This is a genomic window from Plantibacter sp. VKM Ac-2876 (genome assembly GCF_015350715.1).
Classification (GTDB): Bacteria; Actinomycetota; Actinomycetes; order Actinomycetales; family Microbacteriaceae; genus Plantibacter; species Plantibacter auratus.
The window spans coordinates 283,834-306,304 of sequence record NZ_JADKSI010000001.1 but is presented as its reverse complement, the minus strand read 5'-3'; the positions used below and the strand labels follow the sequence as shown (position 1 = coordinate 306,304).

Below are 22,471 nucleotides of genomic sequence, written 5' to 3'. Positions count from 1 at the left end.
GGACCCGTCGTCGGCGTTCTGCCTCGATGGAGAACTGAAAGGTCGCGAACCCGACCATTACATCACAGCACCTCCGGCTGATCGAAGCATTTCCAAGATGGATTTCCCCACAAAGGTATGTACACGCGACCATTGCAGGTCCTAGAGTCGGGCCAACCGAATCTGAGGACGTTGTGCGAGCCCGACGAGCGCGCAACCCGAGCGACAGGACGCATCGATGGCTGACGACACGCGCAAGATCTCCGGGGTGACCTACACCGCGGCCGGCGAGGGGTACTTCGAGAAACGCAGCCTGAAGCGGTCCGCCGGGGTGTGGGGCCTCTGGGGCCTCGCAGTCGCGGCGGTCATCTCCGGCGACTTCTCCGGCTGGAACTTCGGCATCGACTTCGCCGGGTTCGGCGGCATGCTCATCGCCTTCGTCATCCTCGTCGCGATGTACTACGGCATGATCTTCTCGATCGGGGAGATGGCCGCGGCGATGCCGCACACCGGCGGGGCCTATTCCTTCGCGAGAGCGGCGATGGGACCGCTCGGCGGGTTCGTGACCGGCCTCGCGGAGACCATCGAGTACGTCGCGACCACGGCCGTGATCGTGTACTTCTCGGCCTCCTACGCCGACGCCATCACGAGCGAGCTGCTCGGCTTCTCCATGCCGTCGCCCGTGTGGTGGGCGATCCTGTACGTCGCGTTCATCGCGCTCAACTCCGCCGGCGCGAGCATCTCCTTCCGCTTCGCGATCGTCGTCTCGATCATCTCCATCGGCATCCTGCTCGTCTTCTCCGCGATGGCGATCTTCTCCGGCCAGTTCGCCTGGGCCAACCTGTTCGACATCGCCCCCGACGCGGGCCAGACCGAGTTCCTGCCGCACGGCGTCCTCCCGATCCTGTTCGCCCTGCCCTTCGCGATGTGGTTCTTCCTCGGCATCGAGGAGCTGCCGCTCGCGGCGGAGGAGTCCCACAACCCGGTGCGCGACATCCCGAAGGCCGGGTTCTGGGCTCGTGGAACCCTGATCGTCACCGGTCTGCTCGTGCTGTTCCTCAACACCGGCGTCATCGGTGCCGAGGCGACCGGGACGGCAGGGGAGCCCCTGCTCGACGGCTTCCGGGCCATCGTCGGTGACGGTGCGGCGGCGGTCCTCGCCCTCTTCGCCCTCATCGGGCTCCTCGCCTCGCTGCAGGGCATCATGTTCGCCTACGGTCGCAACATGTACTCGCTGTCCCGCGCCGGGTACTACCCGCGGTTCCTCTCCCTCACCGGCAAGCGGCAGACGCCGTGGGTGGCCCTCGTGGCCGGGGCGATCATCGGGTTCATCGCGTTGCTCATCGTCGACGCGGCCGGCGGATCGGGCGGCGTCGCCGGGGCGATCGTGCTGAACATCGCGGTCTGGGGTGCGGTGCTCGCGTACCTCATGCAGATGATCGCGTTCCTGCTGCTGCGGAAGAAGTTCCCGAACGCCAAGCGGCCTTACCGCAGCCCCTGGGGTGTGCCGGGGGCGGTCATCGCGGCCGTCATCGCCGCGCTCATCTTCGTCGGCTTCCTGCTCAACCCGACGTTCCTCCCGGCGATCATCGCGATCGTCGTCGTCTACGTCGTCATGCTGGTCGCCTTCGCGGTCTGGGGTCGCCACCGGCTCGTCATGTCACCCGAGGAGGAGTACGCGGTCTCCGGCGGCCTGCACGGCGACCCGGAGACGGACGGCTACGGCGGCGCGACCGAGGCGGAGCTGCTCGCAGCCGACCGTCCCGAGGACCCGGGCTCCGGCACCGCGCGTTGACCCCCGGACGCAGCCGCCCCGACGCAGACCGGTGGCGGCGTCGCGTCCCCGAGCCCCGGCGAGTCGTGCCCGACACGCCGGGGCTCTCCTGCGTCGGAGATGCGGACCGCCCCCATCCGGGCGACTGCGGCGATGGGGGTCACAGCTTGTAGACTCGTCGACGTGACGGACGCACGAGCTCAGCTCATTGACCACATCTCGGCGGAAGCCGTGTTCCACGGTGACTTCACCCTGACGAGCGGCAAGAAAGCGACGTACTACGTCGACCTCCGCAAGGTGAGCCTCGACCACCGCGTCGCGCCCCTCATCGGGCAGGTCATGATCGACCTCATCGCCGACGTCCCCGACGTCTTCGCGGTCGGTGGCCTCACCATGGGTGCCGACCCGGTGGCCGCCGCGATCCTGCACCAGGGTGCCGCTCGCGGACTCACGTACGACGCGTTCGTCGTCCGCAAGGAGCCGAAGGACCACGGCCGCGGCAAGCAGGTCGAGGGCCCCGACCTCCAGGGCAAGCGCGTGATCGTGCTGGAAGACACCTCGACCACCGGCGGTTCACCGCTCAAGGCGGCCGAAGCGCTCGAGAAGGTCGGAGCCGAGGTGGTCGCCGTCGCCGTCGTCGTCGACCGCGCGACCGGCGCCCGCGAGATCATCGAGGCCGCGGGCTACCAGTACCTGGCCGCGATCGGCCTGGAAGACCTGGGACTCGTCTGATGTCCGGCGACGGAACCGGACGCGGCGGGCCCGGGCTGCCGGACGAACCCGCGGACGGAACCGATTGGCTGCTCTCGCAGCTCGACGCCGACGACACGGAGGCGATCGAGACTCAGCCCGACACCGACGCGGTCGACGAGCAGCCGTCGGCAGCCGTCGCTCCGGTGCCCGACGACGACGACGACCGGACGCGCGTCCTCCCGGTCGTCGGCGACTCCGATGCCCAGGCCGCTGCTTCGCCGGTGACCGCGCCGGTCCCGGCAGAGCCCCAGTGGTCCGTCCCGTCCGTGCCGGATGCGCCCGTGGCTCCACCGGCCGCTGAGCCGACGCGGGCTCCGGTCGAGCCGCTGCCCGCACCCGTCGAACAGGCGCCCGCTGCCGTCGAGCCGACCCCCGCCGCCCCGGCCTCTGCTCCCGGTGAATTCGCGAGCGAGACCGAACTCCTCGCCTGGTGGCAGAGCCAGGTGCCGAACCCGGCCGACGACACCACACCGGTCTCGGCGCCGCCGACGCCGGATGCACCCAGCGCGGAGCCAGCAGCACCCGCCACGCCTGCAGCCCCGGCCGACCCGATGCCCGAGGCTGCTCCCGTCCGGTCGGAGGGTCTGCGTCACCCGAACGCCCTCGAACTCCCGGTCGTCCCGCCGACCCCTGCGCCGGCATCGCCGGTCCCGCCCGCCCGCAACGAGCTGACGGTCGACACCGACTCCGTCCTCCAGCACGCGCCCGCCGGCACCTTCCGGCCCGCGCCCACGAACCCGGTCGTCCTGCCACCGGTCGACGACGAGCCCTGGAGCCTCGGCGGCAGCGACGACACCGACGCCGCTCCAGTGGCCGCGGAGGACGTCTCGACGGCCGTCCTGCCCACGGCCCGAGCGCTCGCAGCCGACGACCCGGCGGCCTGGGCCGCGGTCGAAGCGGAAGAGACCGCCGCGACGACCTCCACCTCGACGCCCGCCGGCGGCACTCCCGCCGCACCGCAGCCGCCCACCACCCCGCCGGTGACGCCGACGCCCGCCGCCGCGGACCGCGACGTGCCGTCCGGCTCCGCGACGACACCCGACACCGAGGTGCAGGACGACGATCTCCCGGAGGGCTCCTGGAGCCTCTCCGAGACGTTCGGCGACGACGTCCTCGGTGGCGAGACCGTCGAGGTCCGTGACACGACGATCGACGCTTCGGCGCCCACCGCCGCGCGACCCGACGAAACCCCGGCCGACGAAGCAGCTGCCGATGAAGCAGCTGCCGACGACGTCTGGACCGCCGAGCCGGCGACTGCCGAGGCCTCCGCACCGCGCACGGATCCGCTGGCCTGGTTGACGGAACCGTTCGGTGAGACGTTCGGCGCCGCGCCGGCGGCACCGGACGAGCAGCCGTCCGAGGACCCGCAGGCGGAGCCGGTCGAGGAGGCGCCCCAGCAGGTCGACACCGCGGACGAGTCCGTCGCCGTCGTCGCCACCGATGAGGCGACGTCTCCGGCCGCGAGCGAGCCGGTCGAGCCGACCGCCGACTCGGACCCCGAGCCCGCGTCCGACGGCATCGTCGCCTCCGAGCCGATCACCCCCGCGGCACCGTTCCGCTGGGACACGGTCGCGGCGGCGTCGCCCGCGAGTGCAGCGGAGCCGACCTCACCAGCCGACGTCCCGTGGCCCGAGACGGTCCCCGACGTCGACGCCGAGCCGCTCGATGAGACGCGGCCGTTCGACAGCCTCGGCGGTCCGGGCTTCTCTGCCCTGGCGGGTGCCGCAGCCGCAGCAGCAGCCGCAGCCGTTCCTCCGGCGCCGACACCCGACACCGACACGGACGCCGAGCTCGGCCGTGACGATGCGCCGGTCGACGACGACGCGACGGACACCGCCGACGTCCCCCCGGCCTTCGGCCCGCCGACCCCGAAGGCCGAGCGTTCCATCACGGAGCTCATCTCTCTCGACGGCGTGCAACCCGAGCCCACGGTCAGCCCCTTCGGCACCGCACCGTTCGTGTGGGACCTCGCGCCGAACGACGCCCTCGACCCGCTCGTGCACGCGGCTCCCACGACCCAGCCCATCCCGGTCCCGCCGGTGGAGTGGGAGGGCGCCGAGTCGTCAGCCGTGAGTGCGGAGTCCCCCTCGGAGCTCGCGCTCGAGGGCGAGGTGCCCGATGCCGCGTTCATCGCCGGCGACGTCCAGCCCTTCGCTCCGGGCCTCGCCGCCGTCACGCTCGGTCGTCCGCTCGTCGACGGACCCGGTGACGAGTTCGCCAGCTGGACCGACGACGCGACCCAGACCGACAGCTCCGCGCCGGACGCCGCACCGATCGTCCCCGCCGCGAACGACACGGTCGACCTCTTCCCGACGCTGTCGCTCGGTGGGTTCGACGCAGCCGTCGCGGCCGGTGGCCTCGCCGCTGCAGGGGCCGCGACCGCTGCCGGTGCCGCTTCAGGCCCCGGCTCGGGCGACGACTCCGACGACTCGGAGACCTCGGACGACCGCGACGCCGACTCCGCTCCCGAGACGGCACCGACCCCCGTCACCGGGACTCCCGCTTCCGAGACCCCGGCGTTCGCCGTCGACCCGGAGGAGCTCGACGACGAGTTCGACGAGGAGATCGTCGAGTTCGACGCCGTCCCACTCGCTGCGGCGGGCGTCACACCGCTGCCGTCGTTCGTGCCGGACGGCGCAGTCGCTGACGGTGCGACCGAACCCACCACGGATCCCGCCGCGTCCGATGCCCCACTCGACGACGAGGGCTCGACCGACTTCGAGCCGGTCGGCGAGCCCGAGCCGGTCAGCGAGGAACTGCGGCTCGAGTCGCTGTTCGACCTCGGACCCGAGACGGACGCGGTCCAGGTCGCCCCGGCCGATGACGCCGCGACCGACGGTGAGCCGGCTGCCACGCCGCCCGCCGACACCGAGCGGGCCGACGGCTCGGCCACGGTCGCCCCGTCGGAGCCGTCCGATCAGCCAGACGCCACCACGGCCGAGGCGGCCTCGGCACGGTCGCTCGCCGACGCCTTCGCCGCCGAGGGCGGCTGGTCGCTCCAGGCCGACGCGATCGCCGACCCTGATCTCCCGCTCGCCCCCAACCCGGGCCTCGTCGCAGCCGACGGTACCGATGTCGACGGCACGGACCCCGACGACGTCACCGGCGGGTCACGACGAAACGGGGCCCACGCTGCCGGAGACGACGACAGCGCTTCGCACACCTCCTCGGATGCCGAGCCCGACCTCGCCTCGAACACCGCGCCCACACCCGTGGTCCCCGCCTCGGTGTCCGTCTTCGGCGCACACGCCGCCGCCGTCCCCTCGCAGGGGCCGGTCGCGAACGTGCCGCAGACGGCCCCGGCCGCGCTCCCCGGCGAGACGGTCGCGTTCCCGGAACTCGACGGCGCGAGCGCGCTCACGACCCCGGCCGCGGCCGCGGGCATCGTCGGTGCCACCTTGCCGCCTCAGGCCACGCAGTCCGCTCCCGACCGCGACCTCCCCGAATACCGCGGAGAGCACGCGGATCAGGGCATCCCGAAGGCGCTGCTCTGGGCGGTCGTCGGCCTGGGCGCAGCCGTGCTGCTCCTGCTCGCGTTCTATTTCGGAACGCTCGTCGGTGCCGCGAACGCGGCCGGCGCGGCTGCGGACGCCACGCCGCCGAGCGCCTCCGCAGGATGGTCGACGGCCGGAGCCCCGGACACCCTCTGACGACGCACCTGACGCCGACGCGGGTCAGGCGACGTCGATGACGGTCACACCCGTCGAGCGGTCGCCGGACGCCAGGGCGACGAGTGCTGCCGGTGCCTCGTCGAGGCCGATGCGGTGTTCGATGAGGTCCTGCGGGCGCAGCGCGCCGCTCGCGACGAGGTCGAGCAGCTCCGAGTAGTCGGACGCCGGCATGCCGTGGCTGCCGTGGAGCGACAGCTCCTGCGAGATGATGCGCGGCAGCGGGAGTGTCGGTTCGCTCGAGAACAGCCCGATCTGCACCTGACGGCCCATCGGTGCCAGCGCGAGGAGGCTGAGGCGCATCGTGGACTCGCGCCCGAGGGCTTCGACCGACACCTGCACGCCCGCCGGCGCGGCTTCGGCGATGCGCGCGAGGACGGCGGCCTCGTCGAGCCCGCTCGAATCGATCGTGTACGTGACGCCGATCGACGCCGCACGCGCGAGGGCCGAGGCGTCGATGTCGACTGCGATGACCTCGGCACCGAGCGCGACGCCGATCATGGCCGCGCTCAGCCCGACGCCGCCGCAGCCGACGACGAGCAGGCGCTCCCCGCTGCGGAGCCCGGCGCGGTGGACGAGCCCGCGGAAGGCCGTCGCAAAGCGGCACCCGAGGAGGGCGGCGGCGCCGGCGTCGAGGGACTCGGGCACCGGGATGAGGTTGACGTCCGCATCGTGCAGGGCGACGAGCTCCGCGTAGGAACCCCAGTGCGTGAAGCCCGGCTGCGTCTGGTTCGGGCAGACCTGCCCGTTGCCTGCGAGGCACTGGGCGCAGCGTCCGCACGCGCACACGAACGGCACCGTGACGCGGTCGCCCACGCGGAACCGCTCGACGGCTGGGCCGACGGCGTGGATGCGCCCGACGAGTTCGTGGCCGGGCACGTGGGGGAGGGCGATCCCGTCGTCGTGCCCGAGCCAGCCGTGCGCATCGCTCCGGCAGAGCCCTGTGGTCTCCACCCGCACCACGACGCCGGCGTCGGACGGCGCCGGATCCGCGACGTCGCGGACCTCGGGCTCGGCGGTGAACTGGTCGTAGACGACGGCGCGCATGGAAGTCCTCGGTGCGTGGCGGGGCGGAATGGATCGGTGGGGCTGGTGGTGGCGGGAGGGCCTAGATCTCGACCTCGACGGGCTCCGTCTTCACGAGGTCGATGACGCCGCTCAGGATCTCGTTCGGACGGAACGGGTAGCGGTTGATCTCTGCCTCGTCGCTGATGCCCGTGAGCACGAGGATCGTGTGGAGACCGGCCTCGATGCCCGCGACGATGTCGGTGTCCATGCGGTCGCCGATCATGCCGGTGTTCTCCGAGTGGGCGCCGATCTTGTTGAGCGCCGATCGGAACATCATCGGGTTCGGCTTGCCGACGACGTACGGCTCCATGCCGGTGGCCTTCGTGATGAGGGCCGCGATGGCGCCGGTCGCGGGAAGCGGGCCGTCCTTGCTCGGTCCGGTCGCGTCCGGGTTCGTCACGATGAAGCGTGCGCCGCCGGCGATGAGGCGGATCGCCTTGGTGATCGCCTCGAACGAGTAGTTGCGGGTCTCGCCGACGACCACGTAGTCGGGGTTCGTCTCCGTCATGGTGAAGCCGGCCTCGTGGATGGCCGTGGTGATCCCGGCCTCCCCGATGACGAACGCCGAGCCGCCCGGCTCCTGCTCGGCCAGGAAGGCGGCCGTCGCGAGCGCGGAGGTCCAGATGAACTCCTCGGGCACGTCGAGCCCGGAAGCGCGCAGTCGGGCGCTCAGGTCGCGCGGGGTGAAGATCGAGTTGTTGGTGAGCACCAGGAAGGGCGTCCGCTGGTCCTGCCACTGCTGCAGGAGCGCGGCGGCACCCGGGAGGGCGTGGTTCTCATGGACGAGCACGCCGTCCATGTCGGTGAGCCAGCATTCGACCTCGTCGCGTCGTGACATGCGTTCCTCCAGGTGCTCCGTGCGGGCTGCGCGAGCGCTGCGCCGCGGGGGTGGCGCGGCGTCGGGCCCGGACCTCCAGTGTGGCACGGCGCGGGTAGGGTTGGCTGGTGCCAGAGACCCCGCTCCACCCGGACGACCCGGTCGTCGGCCCCGATCAGGCCGAGAGCCCGATGGCCGGCGTCGGTCCATGGCAGGGGGAGTGGCCGGACGACCCCTGGTACGACCCCGAGCTGCTGCGCGACGGCGACACCCGGAATGTCGTCGACCGCTACCGCTACTGGTCGATGGAGGCAATCGTCGCCGACATCGACGACCACCGCCACCCGTTCCACGTCGCCATCGAGAACTGGCAGCACGACATGAACATCGGGTCGATCGTGCGCACCGCCAACGCGTTCGCCGCCGACACCGTCCACATCGTCGGACGCCGTCGCTGGAACAAGCGCGGAGCCATGGTGACCGACCGCTACCAGCACGTCGAGCACCACGTCGACGTCGCGGCGCTCGTCGCCTGGGCGTCGGCGGCCGAGCTGCCGATCATCGCGATCGACAACGTGCCGGGGTCGGTCCCGATCGAGACGTTCAGGCTCCCCGAGCGGTGCCTCCTGCTCTTCGGACAAGAGGGGCCGGGGCTCTCACCGGAGGCGCTCGCCGCGGCCGACGCAGTGCTCGAGATCACCCAGTTCGGGTCGACGAGGTCGATCAACGCCTCCGCGGCGGCAGCCGTCGCGATGCATGCCTGGGTCATGCAGCACGTCTCCTTCGACGCCTCCTGATCGGGTTGGCCCCCGTCCGCGGGTGGTTTCGAACGGCACGCCTGCGCGTACCTCAGGAACACCTCAAGATTCCCTCAATTGACCCCGTGGTCCCCCAAAGTGCCGACACTGCCCGGCATACTGTCTAGCGGAGCAACACTCCACCGCTGAACCCGAATCCCTCCGGCACCCGAAGCCACCGAGGGCCACCGCACGGACCCGAATCCGTGCGGTGCGAATCGGCGGTCACCCGAAGGATGAATCGAAGATGAAGCACCGCTCTGCCCTGGGAGTCTCGCCCGAACGAGGAACCCACCCGTCCAAGGTCCGTGGCGTCGCCGCGCTCGCCGTCCCCGCAGCCCTCGCGGTCGCCCTCATCGTCGGCGTCGCCGCGCCGGCTCAGGCCGACGCCCGGGTCGACGAGGCGTCGAGCTCGATCAGTGCGACGCAGACCGGCTCGAGCGAGCTCATCGCTCCGGCCGGTGCGTTGTTCGCCTCGCTCCTCATCTGGGGGGCCGGAGCCGCTTTCGCGACTCGTCGTCGGATGCTCGCCGAACAGCGCGAGGAGGCGTCGCTGCTCTCCAGCTGATCAGCGCGTTGCACCCGCACCTGATCGCCGTGGCCCGAACCACGACGCTCAGCTGCTCCAGACGGAACGCGCCCGTTCCGTCGCACCGGTGGCCGCCGGGAGTCCCCCCACTCCCGGCGGCCTCCGGTGTTTCCGGGGTGCGACGGCGGGGTCTCCGCCGCGCACGAACGCCGGTCCTTCGGGTGGCCCGACGACGTTTCGGAGAATCTGCCGCGTTCCGCGTCATGATCGCGCCTCCGGACGATCACTCAAGGGAGTGCAACGCTGTCGGGCGGACCCGAACCCGGATCGACGCGGCGCTCAGACGCCGACGTCGAACGATGCCCGACCCGAATGGGCGTCGCGCGCAGCAGGCGGACCACACGCGCCGGAGCGTCGTCCCACCCGAGGACGACGCTCCTGCGCGGGCTCCTGCGCGCTCGACCGGTGCCTAGCCGATGAGGCTCGGCCGGAGGTCGCGGAGCGTCCTGGCGTGCGTCATCCGCGTCACGCCGATCGCCGAGAGGCTCAGCGCGATCGCCAGCCAGGCGAGCAGGACCCCGGCGTCCTGCAGCGCGGCGTCCATCCGTCCGCCGTACATCAACTGGCGCATGCCGTCGACCGCGTAGGACATCGGGAGCACGTGATGCAGGGCCGCGAGCGGCGCCGGGAGCGTCTGCCACGGGAACGTCCCGCCGGCGGTGACGAGCTGGGCGACCATGAGCACGAGGCCGAGGAACTGCCCGACGCTGCCGAACCACACGTTGAGTGTCAGGATGATCGCCGCGAAGGTGAGCGACGCGAGCGCCATCATCCCGTAGGTCGCGAGCGGGTTGTGGACCTCGAAGTGCAGGGCGCCGGCGAGGATCCCGAACAGCGCGACCATCTGGATCGTCCCGAGGAGGCCCGGCGTGAGCCAACCGGCGACGGTCACCTTGATAGGGCTGTGGAGCGCCGTGATCGCACGCCGCGACACCGGCTTGACGATGAGGAAGAGCGCGTAGATGCCGATCCAGGCGGCGAGGCTGACGAAGAACGGGGCGAGTCCTGCGCCGTAGGTGCCCGCGCTCGTCACCGAGGAGTTGGTCAGTTTGACCGGATCGGCGATCGTCTTGGCCTGGAGTTCGCGGGAGTCCGCCGTGGTCGCGGGGATGGCGTCCGCGCCGGACTGCAGACCGTCGCGGAGGGTGACGATGCCGTCACGGAGGGTGCCGAGGCCCGTCTGCAGGCTCGTGAGGCCGGTCTGCAGCGATGCGGCACCGTCGGCGGCCTGCTGCGTCCCCGAGGCGAGCGCGGGCATGGCGTCGCTCAGGGTCCGGGCGCCCCCGGCGACCTGCTGGGCACCACTGTTGAGCTGGTCGACCTGCGAGACGACGGTCTGGACGCGCTCGTTCGCCGTCGTGGCGTCGGCGGCCACCGGGTCGAGCAGTGCCAGCACCTGGGCGATCTGCTCGGGGGTGAAGCCGTTCTCCGCGAGCGTCTGGGAGATCTGCGCGCGGGCCGTGGGGATCGAGTCGACGAGTCGCTGGGCGGCTGCTCCGACCTCGTCACCCTTGCCGGCGAGGGTCGACGTCCCGGACGCGACCTGCTCGGCACCCGAGGCCAGCTGATCGGTCTGCGAGGGCAGGCTGGCCGTCCCTGCGGCGATCTGCGCGGTGCCGGACGCGAGGGTCGCCGCTCCCGCCTGGGCGGTCCCGGCGCCGTCGAAGGCCTGCTGTGCACCGTCGGCCAGCTGCGTCGCGCCTGAGGTGGCGTCGACGAGCTTCGTCTTGATCGTGTCGAGCGCGATGAGGAACCGGCCCGCTGCCTGGCGGTTGACCGTCTGCACGATGGTCGCCTTGATCTGCTTGACGGCCTGCTCGCCGATCGTCGTCGCCAGGTAGCTGTTGGCGTCGTTCGTCGTGAGCTGGACCGTCGCCTGCTGCGGGGCGTCGCCCGACGCGGAGGTGAGGGAGGTCGAGAAGTCGGCGGGGATCGTCACGCTGAAGTCGAAGGTCCCGTCGTTCACGCCCCGGGCGGCGTCGGCCGCGCTGACCTCGTGCCAGGCGAACGAGCCGTCCTCGATGAGCTGGTCGGCGATGTCGTCGCCGTAGTTCTCCGTCTCGCCGGTCGCGTCGCCGGTCGTGTCGTCGGTCGCCGGCGCACCGGTGTCCTCGACGACGAGCGCGACGGGCACCTGGTCGAGCTTGGCGTACGGGTCCTGATTCGCCCAGAGGTACAGGCCGCCGTAGAGCAGCGGGACGCACATGAGGGCGATGAGGGCGAGCCGCGACATGGGCGTGGCCCACAGGCGGGACAGTTCGGCGCGGATCATCGCGAAGATCTTCACAGGAGGTCCTTCTGGGGACGGGTGGTGCGGGATGAGGGGAGGGCTGGACGGTCGTGATGCACGGTGTGCGTCACGACCAGTCCTGCTGGAAGAGGGGGACGAGTTCGTCCGTGGCGTTCTCGGACACCGGGGCATCGGCGGTGGCGTTGATGGCGGTCGCCGAAGCGTCGCCGGCGATCACGAGGACGCCGTAGCCGCGGGCGGCGAGCTTGCGGGCGAGGTTCCACCACTCGAGCGGGTCGCCGCCGTGGCGGTCGGGGGAGACGAGGACGAGCGCGGTGACGTCCTCCCGGAGGACCGCGAGCTCGGTGAGGAGCCGCACGCGGTCGGTCGGCGCGACGGTCGAGATCGGCTGCTTCGCGAGGTGCGCGAGGTCGAGCGACTCGAGGAACCGCGCGACGGCGAAGGGGTGGCTCGCCCGGCCGGCGAACATGAGCTCCTCGGCGACGACGCCGGAGACCGCGACGCCGCTGGCCGGTTCGGAGACGTCGGGCGCGTCGATGAGGGCGATCGCGCGGCGCATCGTCTTGCGGTCGGTCGCTCCGTCGACGAGGACGGTCCCGGTGTCGGGCTTCATCCGGCCGGAGGCGATGAGGCCGAGGACGGTCGGCCGCTGCTCGGTCTCGGCGCGGGCGAAGGTCGCCTCGCCCGTCCGGAAGGAGAGGGAGGTCGGCTCGAGGACGATGCCGCCCTTGCCCTTGGAGACGCCGTCGAGTTCAACGCGCATGGGAGGACTCCTCGTTCGTACCGGTGCCGGTGGTGTGGCGGTGGGTGTCTGCGTGTCCGGTGTCGGCGCGGTCGGCGACCGCCGTGGCGTCCTGCCACGACAGGCCGACCGCCCCGAGGGTGGCGAGCATGACGAGGCGGCGTCCGGCGCTCGTCGAGAGGCCGGACCGGGTCGCCTCTTCGAGCACCCCGACGGCCGTGCTCTCGACGAGTCGGGCGAGGACGCCGGCGTCGATGTCGGGGCGGATGGAGCCGTCCGCGACACCGGCCTCGACGGTGCGGAGGAGGAGGGTCCGAACGGGTTCGAGGGCTGCTGCCGTGACCGCGCGGAGTGGCCCGCGGACGGCGAGCGGCGCCATGATGCGGACGTGGTCCACCTGGGCCCAGAGGACGTCGCCGATGAGCGCGATGGTGGTGAGCGGGTCCTCGCCTCGGACGGCCGTGATCGACGAGGCGACGCGCTCGGCCCCCGCCACGACGACGGCGTTCACGAGCTCGTCGCGCGTGGCGAAGTGTCCGTACACCGAACGGCGGGTGAGGCCGGCGGCCGCCGCGATGGTCTCGAGGCTGGCGTCGGGGTCGCTGCGGAGCGCCAGGCGGGCGGCTTCGAGCAGCGCGACCCGGTTCTCGGCGGCGTCGCGACGAGGGGCGCGCGACCCGCTCGCAGGCGCTTGGGTGGTGGTCATGACAGCGATCGTACTATCTTGCACAGCGGTGTGCAATATCGATGTTGGCGGATGCGGCGAGCTCTCAGCGAGGGCTGCCAGCTTCCTCCCACGCCAGGGCCTGGGAACGGAGCTATGGTTGAACGATGACCGGTGAGAATCTGATGGCAACCCCTCCGACACTGCTGCCGGACGACAGCGCCACCGATGCCGAGTTCCACGCGGCCGTCGGTTCGATCGAGGCGCTGGCGGACCTCCTCGCGGCCCACCCCCGCTCCTCGCTCGGCTGGGCACTCCTCGCCGATGCGGTCCACGACCCCCAGTCGCCGATCCCCGGCTACGCGGCCGCTCGGGTCGGGTACCACCGCGGCCTGGACTCGCTCCGTGCCGCCGGCTGGCGCGGTCAGGGCCCGATCCCGTGGTCGCACGCGCCGAACCGCGGTGTGCTGCGCTCGCTCTACGCGCTCCGCCGCTCCGCGAAGGCGATCGGCGAGACCGAAGAGGTCGAGCGTCTCGACACCTTCCTGCGCGAGGCCGACCCCACCGCGTCCGAGGAGATCGAGTACCTCGTCGCGGCGGCGGCCCCGCCGACCTCCGCGATCGTCATCCTCGGTTCCGACTAGCCCTTCGACAGGCTCAGGGACCGGGGCGCGGCTCAGCGGCCACCGACGCCCTACAGTCCGAGCGACTCCAGGTACGCCGCGGTGTCCTGCCAGCCGTGGACGGCCACCGACGGCACCCCGAGCGCGAGGACCGGGTAGTCGTTGCCGCCCTCGTCGAGACGGTCGCCGACGAAGACCATCTCGTCCAGCGGGATGCCCGTGTGCTCGGCGAGCCGCGTCATGCCGAACGCCTTGTCGACGCCCGCCATGGTGATGTCGACGGAGGTCGAGCCGCCGGATCGGACCTCGAGGTCGGGGAGCAGCGCCTGTACGGCGGCGCGCAGCGACTCCTTCTTCGCGCCGTCGGGGTCCCAGGCGGTCTTCTCGGCGACCGGCGCGGCCTGCCCGAGGGCGGAGAAGGTGATCTGCGAGCCGCGGTCCTCGAGGATCGGTCCCCAGGTCTCGTCGGCCCAGAGACCGAGTCGCTTGGCCTCGGTCTCGAGCGCGCCCATGGCGCGGGCCTTCTGGTCGTCGGTGAGGTCGTGCTTGTAGACGGTGACCCACGCGGTGCCGTCGAAGCGGTCGTACCGGGTGCCGCAGGTGGGCATGAGGTGCAGTCGGCCGAGGGCCTCGGGCGACGCGGCTCCGAGCCGGTCGAGCACCTGGTTCTGGAACTGCACGATCTGGCCGCCCGAGATGATGCACACCGAGGTGCGTTCGAGGAGCGCGACGAACAGTTCGGCCATGCGAGGGTCGAGCGCGGACTTCGACGGGGCGAGGGTGTCGTCGAGGTCGAAGGCGACGAGGCGCGGCAGGGAGGTCATGGGTTCCGTTCGGTCGGTCGAGAGGACGGTCGTCGAGGGCGATCGGCAGGCAGGACGGCCGCCCGAGGCCTGAACATCCCCTCATGGTATCGAGCGCAGCCTGGGACTCGGTGCCCGTGACCCTCCTCCGGTACGATGGAGGGGTGCGTGCACGAGACGCCCGCCCGCAGAGGGTGGGCGTCCGGCCTGTCAGGGCGTGGTTCCCCAGCGGATCCGCCGGGCACACGAGAATCCGGAAGGGGCGGCATCCAGATGCCAGCAATCGTGATCGTCGGCGCCCAGTGGGGCGACGAAGGCAAGGGGAAGGCCACCGACCTGCTCGGTGACCGCATCGACTACGTCGTGAAGTTCAACGGCGGCAACAACGCGGGGCACACGGTCGTCATCGGTGACGAGAAGTACGCGCTCCACCTCCTGCCGTCCGGCATCCTGACGAGCGGCGTCGTCCCCGTCATCTCCAACGGTGTCGTCATCGACATCGAGGTGCTGTTCCACGAGCTCGAGGCGCTCCAGGCCCGCGGCATCGATGTCTCACGGCTCCTCGTGAGCGCCAACGCGCACGTCATCACCCAGTACCACCGCACCATCGACAAGGTGACGGAGCGCTTCCTCGGCAAGCGCCAGATCGGTACCACCGGCCGTGGCATCGGCCCGGCTTACGCCGACAAGATCAACCGCGTCGGCATCCGCATCCAGGACCTCTTCGACGAGAACATCCTGCGCCAGAAGGTCGAAGGCGCCCTCGACCAGAAGAACCACCTGCTGGTCAAGGTCTTCAACCGCCGCGCCATCACGGTCGACGAGATCGTGGCCGACCTCCTCGCCTACGCCGAGCGGCTCCGCCCGATGGTGGCGGACACCGCGCTCGTGCTGAACGAGGCGCTCGATGACGGCAAGATCGTCCTCTTCGAGGGTGGCCAGGCCACGATGCTCGACGTCGACCACGGCACCTACCCCTTCGTCACCTCCTCCAACGCGACCTCGGGTGGTGCGGCCACCGGCTCCGGTGTCGCCCCGAACCGCCTCGACCGCGTCATCGGCATCGTCAAGGCCTACACGACCCGCGTCGGCGCCGGCCCGTTCCCGACCGAGCTGTTCGACGAGTCCGGCGACTACCTCCGCTCGAAGGGCTTCGAGTTCGGCACGACGACCGGCCGGCCGCGTCGCGTCGGCTGGTACGACGCCCCGATCGCCCGGTACGCGGCGCGCATCAACGGCGTCACCGACTTCGTCCTGACGAAGCTCGACATCCTCGACGACCTCGCCACCATCCCGGTGTGCGTCGCCTACGAGGTCGACGGTGTCCGGGTCGACGAGGTGCCGGTCTCGCAGACCGACTTCCACCACGCCGTCCCGATCTACGAGGAGTTCCCCGGCTGGCAGGAGGACATCACCGGTGTCCGCCGCTTCGAGGACCTGCCGAAGAACGCCCAGGACTACGTGCTGGCGCTCGAGGCGATGAGCGGTTCGCGCATCTCCGCGATCGGCGTCGGTCCCGGCCGCGACGCGATCGTCGTGCGTCACGACCTCGTCGACTGACCCGAGTAGTGAACGATGAGCGTCGAACGCGCCATGGTGGACGAATCCAGTCAGCCGTCCCTGCCCGGGCTGCCACCGGTCGAGGAGCTCACGAGCGGTGAGGTCAGGCCTCGGCCGGCGGTGCGTGCCCAGCGCGACGCCGGTGCGCTCGACCCTCGGGTCCGGCGCGCTCTGGCGACCCTCGACGACGATCCCGACCTCTCGTTGGTCACCCTCGCGAACGCCCTCGGCATCACCCGCGCGACGCTCATCCGGATCGTGCGTGAGGCGATCGGCATGACCCCGAAGGAGTACGCGGCCGGCGTCCGCGCCCGCCGCATCTCCTGAGCGGGCGCCGGGGTGAGACGGCGCAGGTGGGAGACTGTGGGGGTGAGCGACGACAACCCCTACCTCCTGCTCGGTTCCTACACCTCGGAGGCCGACGGCACCGGTGCCGGCATCAGCCTGCTGCGCCAGGACGAGGCGGGCACCCTCCGCCTCGTGCAGTCGTCGGAGGCGCAGTCGCCGTCCTTCCTGACCCTGCACCCGACGCTGCCGATCGTCTACGCCGCCAGCGAGTCGACCGGCGCCGTCGAAGCGTTCAAACGTTCCGGAGAGTTCGGGCTCGCCCCGTTCGGCAAGCCCATCGAAGCCGGCGACTCGGTGTGCCACGTCGCGACGGTCCCCGGTGCTGACATGCTCATCGCGAGTTGCTACGGCGACGGTCGGGTCGTGACCGTCCCGCTCGCGGAGAACGCGGCGTTCGCCGGCGACCCGCGTCTCGGCGAGGCGTCCGTCGACCCCTGGGCGTCGCCCACCGCGGTCGCTGCGGAGTCCGCGGACGCGGGCGAGGACGCGCTCACGCTGCTCGCGCTGGAGGCCGCTGTCGGCGAGGCCCTGCCGTCCCGACCGTCGCGCGCGCACGCCTCGGCGCTCCTCCCGGACGGCCGCATCGCGACCACCGACCTCGGCCACGACACGGTCCGCATCTGGCAGCTCCGTGGGTCGCGGTTGGTGCTCGACCACACCGTCGTGTTCCCGCGCGGCACGGGTCCGCGACACCTCGTCGTCCACCCGAGCGGGCACCTCCACGTCATCACCGAGTACTCGGTCGAGGTCTTCACGCTCGGTGTGGACGGCACCGACGGGCACTGGCACATCCTCGCGGCGACCGTCGCGACCTCGGAGGGCGTGTCCGAGGGGGACACGGGTGCCGAGATCAGCCTCGCCGCCTCGCGCGAGCAGCTGCACGTCGGCGTCCGCGGGAGCGACCGCATCACGACGTTGCGCGTCACCGGCGACGGTTCGCGGGTCGAGGCCGTGGCCGACGTCGAGTGTGGCGGGACGATGCCGCGCCACCACCGGGAGTCGGGTCGCTTCCTGCACGTCGCGAACCAGCTGTCGAACTCCATCGCGAGCTTCCGGCTCGACGAGCGCACGGGCGTCCCGACGACGCTCCTCGGGACGCTCGACGCCGGTTCGCCCACCTGCCTCATCCTCGCCTGACCGCGAGACCGGTCCTCGCGCGACGCCCGTCACCGGATACGGTGGAACGGTGACCGCACGACGCCCTGAGCCCCGCCCCATCGACGGCCGGACCATCCGCCTCGAACCGCTGGACCGCGCGCACTATCCGGAGCTGTTCACGGCGATCGCGCACCCGGAGGTGTTCGCCGGCGGCTACGGCGGCGGGCCTGCGGGGTTGCCGGCGACGCAGGCCGAGTTCGACGCCTTCGCCGACGCCTACTTCACGACCGGCGTGCGCAACACCTACGTCATCCGGCTCGTCGGCGGCGAACACGACGGGCTCCTCGTCGGCACGTCCACGCTCGGCGACTTCGACGAGCCGGGGGAGGCCGCCCACCTCGGTTGGACCGCGTACGACCCGCGCGTCTGGGGCACCGCCGTCAACGCCGAGACAAAGCTGCTGCTGCTCGGACTCGCCTTCGACGCGGGCTTCGGCCGGGTGAAGATCCAGGCCGACGAGCGCAATGAGCGCTCACGCAGCGCGATCCTGCGCCTCGGGGCCACGTTCGAGGGCCTCATCCGCCGGGACAAGCAGCGGGCGGACGGCACGTGGCGGACCACCGCGCTGTTCTCCGTGATCGCCGAGGAGTGGCCGGAGGTCCGGTCCGGTCTCGAGGAGCGCCTCGCCAGGAGCCCCGGCCCCGTCGCCCTCCGCGGCTGACGCGGCCGCGGAGCCCCCCGCCCGGTCCCTCAGCCCCCGCCCGGTCCCTGAGCCTCCCGCCCGGTCCCTGAGCTTGTCGAAGGGCACTGTTCACCTGCGCGACACCGGCAGGCCCCGATCGCGCTACGTCGCGACCCTAGCTTGTCCTCCAGACGACGGACGCGGTATCCGACGGCCCGACAGCACGGGCGGCCGCCGACGTCACTGGAGGAACCGTGAACACCAGGCGTATGACCGCCCTCGCCATCGTCGCGCTCGCAGCGACCGCGCTCACCGCATGCTCCGCCGGAGCGGACACCGGAGCCGGCTCCGACGTCGACGCCAAGCAGGCGACCTCCGCCGAGGACTTCGGCGGGATGGACGCGCTCGTCGAGGCGGCGAAGGCCGAGGGCCAGCTGAACGTCATCGCCCTCCCCGACACCTGGGCGAACTACGGGAAGATCATCTCCGCGTTCGAGGACAAGTACGACATCACCGTCAACTCGGCCGACCCCGACGTCTCGAGCGCCGAGGAGATCACCGCTGCCAAGAACCAGAAGGGCCAGGACACCGCTCCCGACGTCTTCGACCTCGGCTCCGCCGTCGCCCTCGACAACCTCGACCAGTTCGCGCCGTACCAGGTCGCCAACTGGGACGACATCCCGGAGGGCTCGAAGGAGAAGACCGGCCTGTGGGTCTACGACTACACCGGCCTCGTCTCCATCGGCTACGACGCGGACGCCGTCCCGGCACCGAAGTCGCTCGACGACCTCCTCGGCTCCGAGTTCGCGGGCAAGGTCGCGCTGAACGGCGACCCGACCCAGGCCGGTGCCGCCGCAGCCGGCGTCTACCTCGCCGCCCTGCAGTCCGGTGGTTCGGCCGACGACATCCAGCCCGGTGTCGACTTCTTCCAGAAGCTCAACCAGGCGGGCAACTTCCTGCCCCTCGACCCGACCCCCGCGACCATCGCCTCGGGTGAGACCCCCGTCGTGATCGACTGGAGCTACAACAACCTCGCCGCCGCGACCGAGAACGAGGGCCAGCGCAACTGGAAGACCACCGTCCTCCCGGGCTCGGCCGTCGGCAGCTACTACAACCAGGCCATCAACGTGGACGCCCCGCACCCCGCGGCCGCGCGACTCTGGCAGGAGTTCATCTTCAGCCCCGAGGCGCAGAACCTGTACCTCGCCGCCGGCGCGTACCCGTCGACCCTCGCCGCGATGGTCGAGGCCGACACCGTCGACCAGAAGGCCCTCGACGCCGTGGGCGAGATGCCCGCCGACCTCGTGCAGTTCACGCCCGAGCAGACCGAGCAGGCCACCTCGCTGCTCGCCGAGAAGTGGGCGGCAGCGATCTCCTGATGAGTGCCTCCGCCACCCGGCGGAGTGAGGCGGGGTCGGCACACGCCGGCCCCGCCGTCTCGCTCCCGCCGACCGACGCATCGGACGCTCCGGCCGAACCCGCCACGGCGCGCGCACGCCGCCGTCCGCGCTGGGCACTCCTCGGCCTGACGCCGTTCGCCCTGTACGCTCTGCTCTTCCTCGCGGTTCCGACGTTCCTCGCCCTCGCCACCGGGTTCTTCGACGGCGACGGCGCGTTCACGCTCGACAACCTCACGGCGCTCGCCGAACCGGCGGTCCTCGGGGCCTTCGCCAGCTCCTTCTGGGTCTCCGCCGTCACCGCGGTCGCCGGAGCCGTCATCGGCGCCCTCGTCTGCTACGCGCTCCTCGCGGTCCGACCCGACGGGCTCATCCGCACCTTCGTCGACGCGGCCTCGAGCGTCCTCGCCCAGTTCGGTGGCGTCATGCTCGCCTTCGCCTTCATCGCGACCATCGGCATCCAGGGCCTCGTGACGGTGTTCCTCAAGGACCGCCTCGGGGTCGACCTCTTCGCCGACGGCGTCTGGCTCTACCAGGTCCCCGGCCTCCTGCTGCCGTACCTGTACTTCCAGGTGCCGCTCATGGTCATCACCCTCATGCCCGCGATGGAGGGGTTGAAGCGGACCTGGTCCGAGGCGAACGCGACCCTCGGCGGCACCCGCTTCACCTACTGGACCCGGATCGCGATGCCGATCCTCGCCCCCTCCTTCCTCGGGTCGCTCCTGCTGTTGTTCGCGAACGCGTTCTCGAGCTATGCGACCGCCGCCGCGCTCATCAGCCAGGGGGCGCAGATCGTGCCGCTGCAGATCCGCGGTGCCCTCATCAGCGAGACCGTCCTCGGCCGGGAGAACCTCGCCGGTTCGCTCGCGATCGGGATGATCGTCGTGATGGTCGTCATGATGACGGCCTACTCCGCCCTCCAGGCGCGGACGGAACGGTGGCAACGATGAGCGCCGTCCGCGACTCGGCCACGCCGTCGAAGCTCACGAGCCGCATCATCCTCGTCGTCGTCGCGGTGGTGTTCGCCGTCCCGATCCTGTCGATGGTCGAGTTCACCCTGCGCGCCGGGATCGACGGCGGCCACGACCTCGGCCACTGGGCCGCGATCCTCGACCCGGAGAACTCGCGGAAGTACCGGGTGCTCTTCCAGGGCATCGGCAACTCCGTCGTGCTCGCCGCGGTGACCGTGCTGATCGTCGTGGTGCTCCTGCTGCCGACGATGATCCTCGTGAAGCTCCGCTTCCCGAAGCTGCAGCGCGTCCTCGAGTTCGTCTGCATCATCCCGATCACCGTCCCGGCCATCGTGCTCGTCGTCGGACTCGCACCGGTCTACTCGGTCGTCGCCAGGCTGCTCGGCAGCGCGCCGTGGACGCTCGCGTTCGCGTACGGGATCACGGTGCTGCCGTACGCCTACCGGGCGATCGCCGCGAACCTGCAGTCGGTCGACGTCGGCACCCTCGCCGAGGCCGCGCGCACGCTCGGCGCCGGCTGGGGGACCGTCCTCGTCCGCGTCCTGCTGCCCAACCTGCGTCGCGGCGTGCTGACGGCGTCGGTCATCTCGGTCGCCGTCGTCCTCGGTGAGTACACGATCGCCTCGCTCCTCGGACGCAACACGCTGCAGACCTCGCTCGTGCAGGTGTCGAAGAGCGACCCCTTCGTCGCGGTGGCCTTCGCCCTGCTGGCGCTCGCCTTCGCCTTCGTCCTGCTGTTCATCATCGGCCGCGTCGGATCGATCCGACGCATCAGGGAGACACCATGACCACCATCGACCAGTCGGCACCCGCAGCGACGCCCGGAGACGGACGCCCGGCCGGCGCAGCGGTGCGGTTCGATCGCGTCGTGAAGGACTACGGCTCGGGTGCCCGCGCCCTCGACGGCGTGAGCCTCGACCTCGCGCCCGGTGAGTTCGTCGCGCTGCTGGGGCCGTCGGGGTGCGGGAAGACGACCGCGCTCCGCAGCCTGGCGGGACTCGAGGACATCACCTCGGGGAGCGTGCTCATCGACGGCGTCGACGTCGTGTCCGTGCCCACCAACCGGCGCGACCTCGGCATGGTGTTCCAGTCGTACTCGCTGTTCCCACACCTCACGGTGCTCGAGAACGTCGAGTTCGGCCTGCGCATGCGGAAGGTACCCGCGGCCGAGCGACGGACGCGTGCCGCCGAGAGCCTCGACCTCGTCGGCCTCGGCCACCTCGCAACCCGCTACGCCCACCAGCTCTCGGGCGGGCAGCAGCAGCGCGTCGCCCTCGCCCGGGCGTTGGTCACGCGTCCTCGGGTCCTCCTCCTCGACGAGCCGCTCAGCGCCCTCGACGCCAAGGTGCGCGTCCAGCTGCGCGACGAGATCCGTCGGATCCAGTCGGAGCTGCAGATCACGACCCTCTTCGTCACGCACGACCAGGAGGAGGCGCTCGCCGTCGCCGACCGGGTCGCCGTCATGCGTGCCGGCGTCATCGAGCAGATCGGGACGCCGGAGGAGCTCTACTCGCGGCCGTCGTCGCCGTTCGTCGCGGAGTTCATCGGCCTGAGCAACCGGATCCCGGGGGAGCTCGTGCCCGGTGGCATCGAGGTGCTCGGGCAGGTGCTGCCGGTGATCGGCGAGCAGCCGGGGGACGGGGCCGTCGTCGCGCTCGTCCGGCCTGAGGACGTCGTGTTCACCGACGCGACGGAGCCCGCGGTCGGGTCCGCTGCGGTCGTGCTCACGTCCAGCTTCCTCGGCCCGGTGCGTCGGACGACCGTCGAGCTGCCGGACGGCACGCTGGTCGCGGTGCAGCACGGTGCGACGGAACGACTGGAGGCGGGGGAGTCCGTCCGCATCCGCTTCGCCGGTCGTCCTGTCCCGGTGCAGACGGCCTGAGGGGG

General features: G+C 71.4%; 20 protein-coding genes. 14 read left to right on the top strand and 6 right to left on the bottom strand.

Going from position 1 to position 22,471, the window contains the following annotated elements:
* The first annotated feature begins 217 nt into the window (after positions 1–217).
* The 3 genes from ITJ62_RS01400 (at position 218) to ITJ62_RS01390 (ending at position 6,156) form a co-directional block, all read left to right on the top strand.
* Positions 218–1,774, top strand: a complete 1,557-nt coding sequence (locus tag ITJ62_RS01400) for an amino acid permease (protein WP_079705000.1) — start codon at positions 218–220, stop codon at positions 1,772–1,774.
* Positions 1,775–1,936: 162 nt separating this feature from the next.
* Entirely contained in the window at positions 1,937–2,485 is a 549-nt protein-coding gene (gene pyrE, locus ITJ62_RS01395; RefSeq protein WP_175116436.1) for an orotate phosphoribosyltransferase, read from the top strand.
* Complete coding sequence (locus ITJ62_RS01390) at positions 2,485–6,156, top strand: hypothetical protein (protein WP_194599389.1); 3,672 nt, start codon at positions 2,485–2,487, stop codon at positions 6,154–6,156. The genes pyrE and ITJ62_RS01390 overlap by 1 nt, the downstream gene beginning before the upstream one ends.
* 24 nt (positions 6,157–6,180) lie before the next feature.
* Here ITJ62_RS01390 and ITJ62_RS01385 read toward each other — a convergent pair whose 3' ends face one another.
* Together ITJ62_RS01385 and ITJ62_RS01380 are read right to left on the bottom strand one after the other, a co-directional pair.
* Positions 6,181–7,221: a zinc-dependent alcohol dehydrogenase family protein gene (locus tag ITJ62_RS01385; RefSeq protein ID WP_194599388.1), complete on the bottom strand. Its 1,041-nt coding sequence runs from the start codon at positions 7,219–7,221 to the stop codon at positions 6,181–6,183.
* 61 nt (positions 7,222–7,282) lie between these two features.
* Positions 7,283–8,080: an HAD-IIA family hydrolase gene (locus ITJ62_RS01380; RefSeq protein ID WP_079705004.1), complete on the bottom strand. Its 798-nt coding sequence runs from the start codon at positions 8,078–8,080 to the stop codon at positions 7,283–7,285.
* A gap of 170 nt (positions 8,081–8,250) precedes the next feature.
* On the opposite strand from ITJ62_RS01380, the gene ITJ62_RS01375 reads away from it, so the two are divergent.
* Complete coding sequence (locus ITJ62_RS01375) at positions 8,251–8,856, top strand: TrmH family RNA methyltransferase (protein ID WP_137243139.1); 606 nt, start codon at positions 8,251–8,253, stop codon at positions 8,854–8,856.
* A 247-nt stretch (positions 8,857–9,103) separates the two neighbouring features.
* Complete coding sequence (locus ITJ62_RS01370) at positions 9,104–9,424, top strand: hypothetical protein (RefSeq protein ID WP_194599387.1); 321 nt, start codon at positions 9,104–9,106, stop codon at positions 9,422–9,424.
* Positions 9,425–9,854: 430 nt separating this feature from the next.
* Here ITJ62_RS01370 and ITJ62_RS01365 read toward each other — a convergent pair whose 3' ends face one another.
* The 3 genes from ITJ62_RS01365 to ITJ62_RS01355 all read right to left on the bottom strand — a co-directional run bounded on the left by ITJ62_RS01365 (position 9,855) and on the right by ITJ62_RS01355 (position 13,144).
* A complete protein-coding gene (locus ITJ62_RS01365; protein WP_194599386.1) occupies positions 9,855–11,732 on the bottom strand; it encodes a YhgE/Pip domain-containing protein in 1,878 nt (625 codons plus the stop codon).
* A gap of 70 nt (positions 11,733–11,802) precedes the next feature.
* The gene (locus ITJ62_RS01360) at positions 11,803–12,459 is read right to left on the bottom strand and encodes a hypothetical protein (protein ID WP_194599385.1); all 657 of its coding nucleotides are present in this window, start codon (positions 12,457–12,459) and stop codon (positions 11,803–11,805) included.
* Positions 12,449–13,144, bottom strand: a complete 696-nt coding sequence (locus tag ITJ62_RS01355; RefSeq protein ID WP_194599384.1) for a TetR/AcrR family transcriptional regulator — start codon at positions 13,142–13,144, stop codon at positions 12,449–12,451. Before ITJ62_RS01355 ends, ITJ62_RS01360 begins: the two co-directional genes overlap by 11 nt.
* Before the next feature lie 143 nt (positions 13,145–13,287).
* Here ITJ62_RS01355 and ITJ62_RS01350 point away from each other — a divergent pair, with 143 nt between their 5' ends.
* Positions 13,288–13,746 carry a DUF3151 domain-containing protein gene (locus ITJ62_RS01350; RefSeq protein ID WP_338000141.1) on the top strand — a complete coding sequence of 153 codons (459 nt, stop codon included), beginning with the start codon at positions 13,288–13,290 and terminating at the stop codon, positions 13,744–13,746.
* Positions 13,747–13,796: 50 nt separating this feature from the next.
* Here the strand turns inward: ITJ62_RS01350 and ITJ62_RS01345 are convergent, their stop codons facing one another.
* Positions 13,797–14,549, bottom strand: a complete 753-nt coding sequence (locus ITJ62_RS01345; RefSeq protein WP_121291558.1) for an HAD-IIB family hydrolase — start codon at positions 14,547–14,549, stop codon at positions 13,797–13,799.
* Positions 14,550–14,801: 252 nt separating this feature from the next.
* On the opposite strand from ITJ62_RS01345, the gene ITJ62_RS01340 reads away from it, so the two are divergent.
* The 8 genes from ITJ62_RS01340 (at position 14,802) to ITJ62_RS01305 (ending at position 22,466) form a co-directional block, all read left to right on the top strand.
* Positions 14,802–16,088 carry an adenylosuccinate synthase gene (locus tag ITJ62_RS01340; RefSeq protein ID WP_064295554.1) on the top strand — a complete coding sequence of 429 codons (1,287 nt, stop codon included), beginning with the start codon at positions 14,802–14,804 and terminating at the stop codon, positions 16,086–16,088.
* A 15-nt stretch (positions 16,089–16,103) separates the two neighbouring features.
* Complete coding sequence (locus tag ITJ62_RS01335; RefSeq protein ID WP_194599383.1) at positions 16,104–16,415, top strand: winged helix-turn-helix transcriptional regulator; 312 nt, start codon at positions 16,104–16,106, stop codon at positions 16,413–16,415.
* A gap of 42 nt (positions 16,416–16,457) precedes the next feature.
* Positions 16,458–17,573: a beta-propeller fold lactonase family protein gene (locus tag ITJ62_RS01330; protein WP_194599382.1), complete on the top strand. Its 1,116-nt coding sequence runs from the start codon at positions 16,458–16,460 to the stop codon at positions 17,571–17,573.
* A 49-nt stretch (positions 17,574–17,622) separates the two neighbouring features.
* Positions 17,623–18,255 (top strand): GNAT family N-acetyltransferase, encoded by a 633-nt coding sequence (locus ITJ62_RS01325; RefSeq protein ID WP_194599381.1) that lies wholly within the window; start codon positions 17,623–17,625, stop codon positions 18,253–18,255.
* A gap of 230 nt (positions 18,256–18,485) precedes the next feature.
* Entirely contained in the window at positions 18,486–19,595 is a 1,110-nt protein-coding gene (locus tag ITJ62_RS01320) for an ABC transporter substrate-binding protein (protein WP_159880163.1), read from the top strand.
* Positions 19,595–20,563 carry an ABC transporter permease subunit gene (locus tag ITJ62_RS01315; protein ID WP_228497765.1) on the top strand — a complete coding sequence of 323 codons (969 nt, stop codon included), beginning with the start codon at positions 19,595–19,597 and terminating at the stop codon, positions 20,561–20,563. The genes ITJ62_RS01320 and ITJ62_RS01315 overlap by 1 nt, the downstream gene beginning before the upstream one ends.
* On the top strand, positions 20,560–21,372 hold the full coding sequence (locus tag ITJ62_RS01310; protein WP_085512186.1) for an ABC transporter permease: 813 nt from the start codon (positions 20,560–20,562) through the stop codon (positions 21,370–21,372). The genes ITJ62_RS01315 and ITJ62_RS01310 overlap by 4 nt, the downstream gene beginning before the upstream one ends.
* The gene (locus ITJ62_RS01305) at positions 21,369–22,466 is read left to right on the top strand and encodes an ABC transporter ATP-binding protein (RefSeq protein WP_194599380.1); all 1,098 of its coding nucleotides are present in this window, start codon (positions 21,369–21,371) and stop codon (positions 22,464–22,466) included. Before ITJ62_RS01310 ends, ITJ62_RS01305 begins: the two co-directional genes overlap by 4 nt.
* The last annotated feature ends 5 nt before the right edge of the window (positions 22,467–22,471 follow it).

What these genes read in the sequence shown, in the direction of transcription:
- ITJ62_RS01400 (WP_079705000.1), top strand. Translation starts at nt 218, where the DNA reads ATGGCTGACGACACGCGCAAGATCTCCGGGGTGACCTACACCGCGGCC.
- ITJ62_RS01390 (WP_194599389.1), top strand. Translation starts at nt 2,485, where the DNA reads ATGTCCGGCGACGGAACCGGACGCGGCGGGCCCGGGCTGCCGGACGAA.
- ITJ62_RS01385 (WP_194599388.1), bottom strand. Translation starts at nt 7,221, where the DNA reads ATGCGCGCCGTCGTCTACGACCAGTTCACCGCCGAGCCCGAGGTCCGC.
- ITJ62_RS01380 (WP_079705004.1), bottom strand. Translation starts at nt 8,080, where the DNA reads ATGTCACGACGCGACGAGGTCGAATGCTGGCTCACCGACATGGACGGC.
- ITJ62_RS01375 (WP_137243139.1), top strand. Translation starts at nt 8,251, where the DNA reads ATGGCCGGCGTCGGTCCATGGCAGGGGGAGTGGCCGGACGACCCCTGG.
- ITJ62_RS01370 (WP_194599387.1), top strand. Translation starts at nt 9,104, where the DNA reads ATGAAGCACCGCTCTGCCCTGGGAGTCTCGCCCGAACGAGGAACCCAC.
- ITJ62_RS01360 (WP_194599385.1), bottom strand. Translation starts at nt 12,459, where the DNA reads ATGCGCGTTGAACTCGACGGCGTCTCCAAGGGCAAGGGCGGCATCGTC.
- ITJ62_RS01355 (WP_194599384.1), bottom strand. Translation starts at nt 13,144, where the DNA reads ATGACCACCACCCAAGCGCCTGCGAGCGGGTCGCGCGCCCCTCGTCGC.
- ITJ62_RS01350 (WP_338000141.1), top strand. Translation starts at nt 13,288, where the DNA reads ATGGCAACCCCTCCGACACTGCTGCCGGACGACAGCGCCACCGATGCC.
- ITJ62_RS01345 (WP_121291558.1), bottom strand. Translation starts at nt 14,549, where the DNA reads ATGACCTCCCTGCCGCGCCTCGTCGCCTTCGACCTCGACGACACCCTC.
- ITJ62_RS01340 (WP_064295554.1), top strand. Translation starts at nt 14,802, where the DNA reads ATGCCAGCAATCGTGATCGTCGGCGCCCAGTGGGGCGACGAAGGCAAG.
- ITJ62_RS01335 (WP_194599383.1), top strand. Translation starts at nt 16,104, where the DNA reads ATGAGCGTCGAACGCGCCATGGTGGACGAATCCAGTCAGCCGTCCCTG.
- ITJ62_RS01320 (WP_159880163.1), top strand. Translation starts at nt 18,486, where the DNA reads ATGACCGCCCTCGCCATCGTCGCGCTCGCAGCGACCGCGCTCACCGCA.
- ITJ62_RS01315 (WP_228497765.1), top strand. Translation starts at nt 19,595, where the DNA reads ATGAGTGCCTCCGCCACCCGGCGGAGTGAGGCGGGGTCGGCACACGCC.
- ITJ62_RS01310 (WP_085512186.1), top strand. Translation starts at nt 20,560, where the DNA reads ATGAGCGCCGTCCGCGACTCGGCCACGCCGTCGAAGCTCACGAGCCGC.
- ITJ62_RS01305 (WP_194599380.1), top strand. Translation starts at nt 21,369, where the DNA reads ATGACCACCATCGACCAGTCGGCACCCGCAGCGACGCCCGGAGACGGA.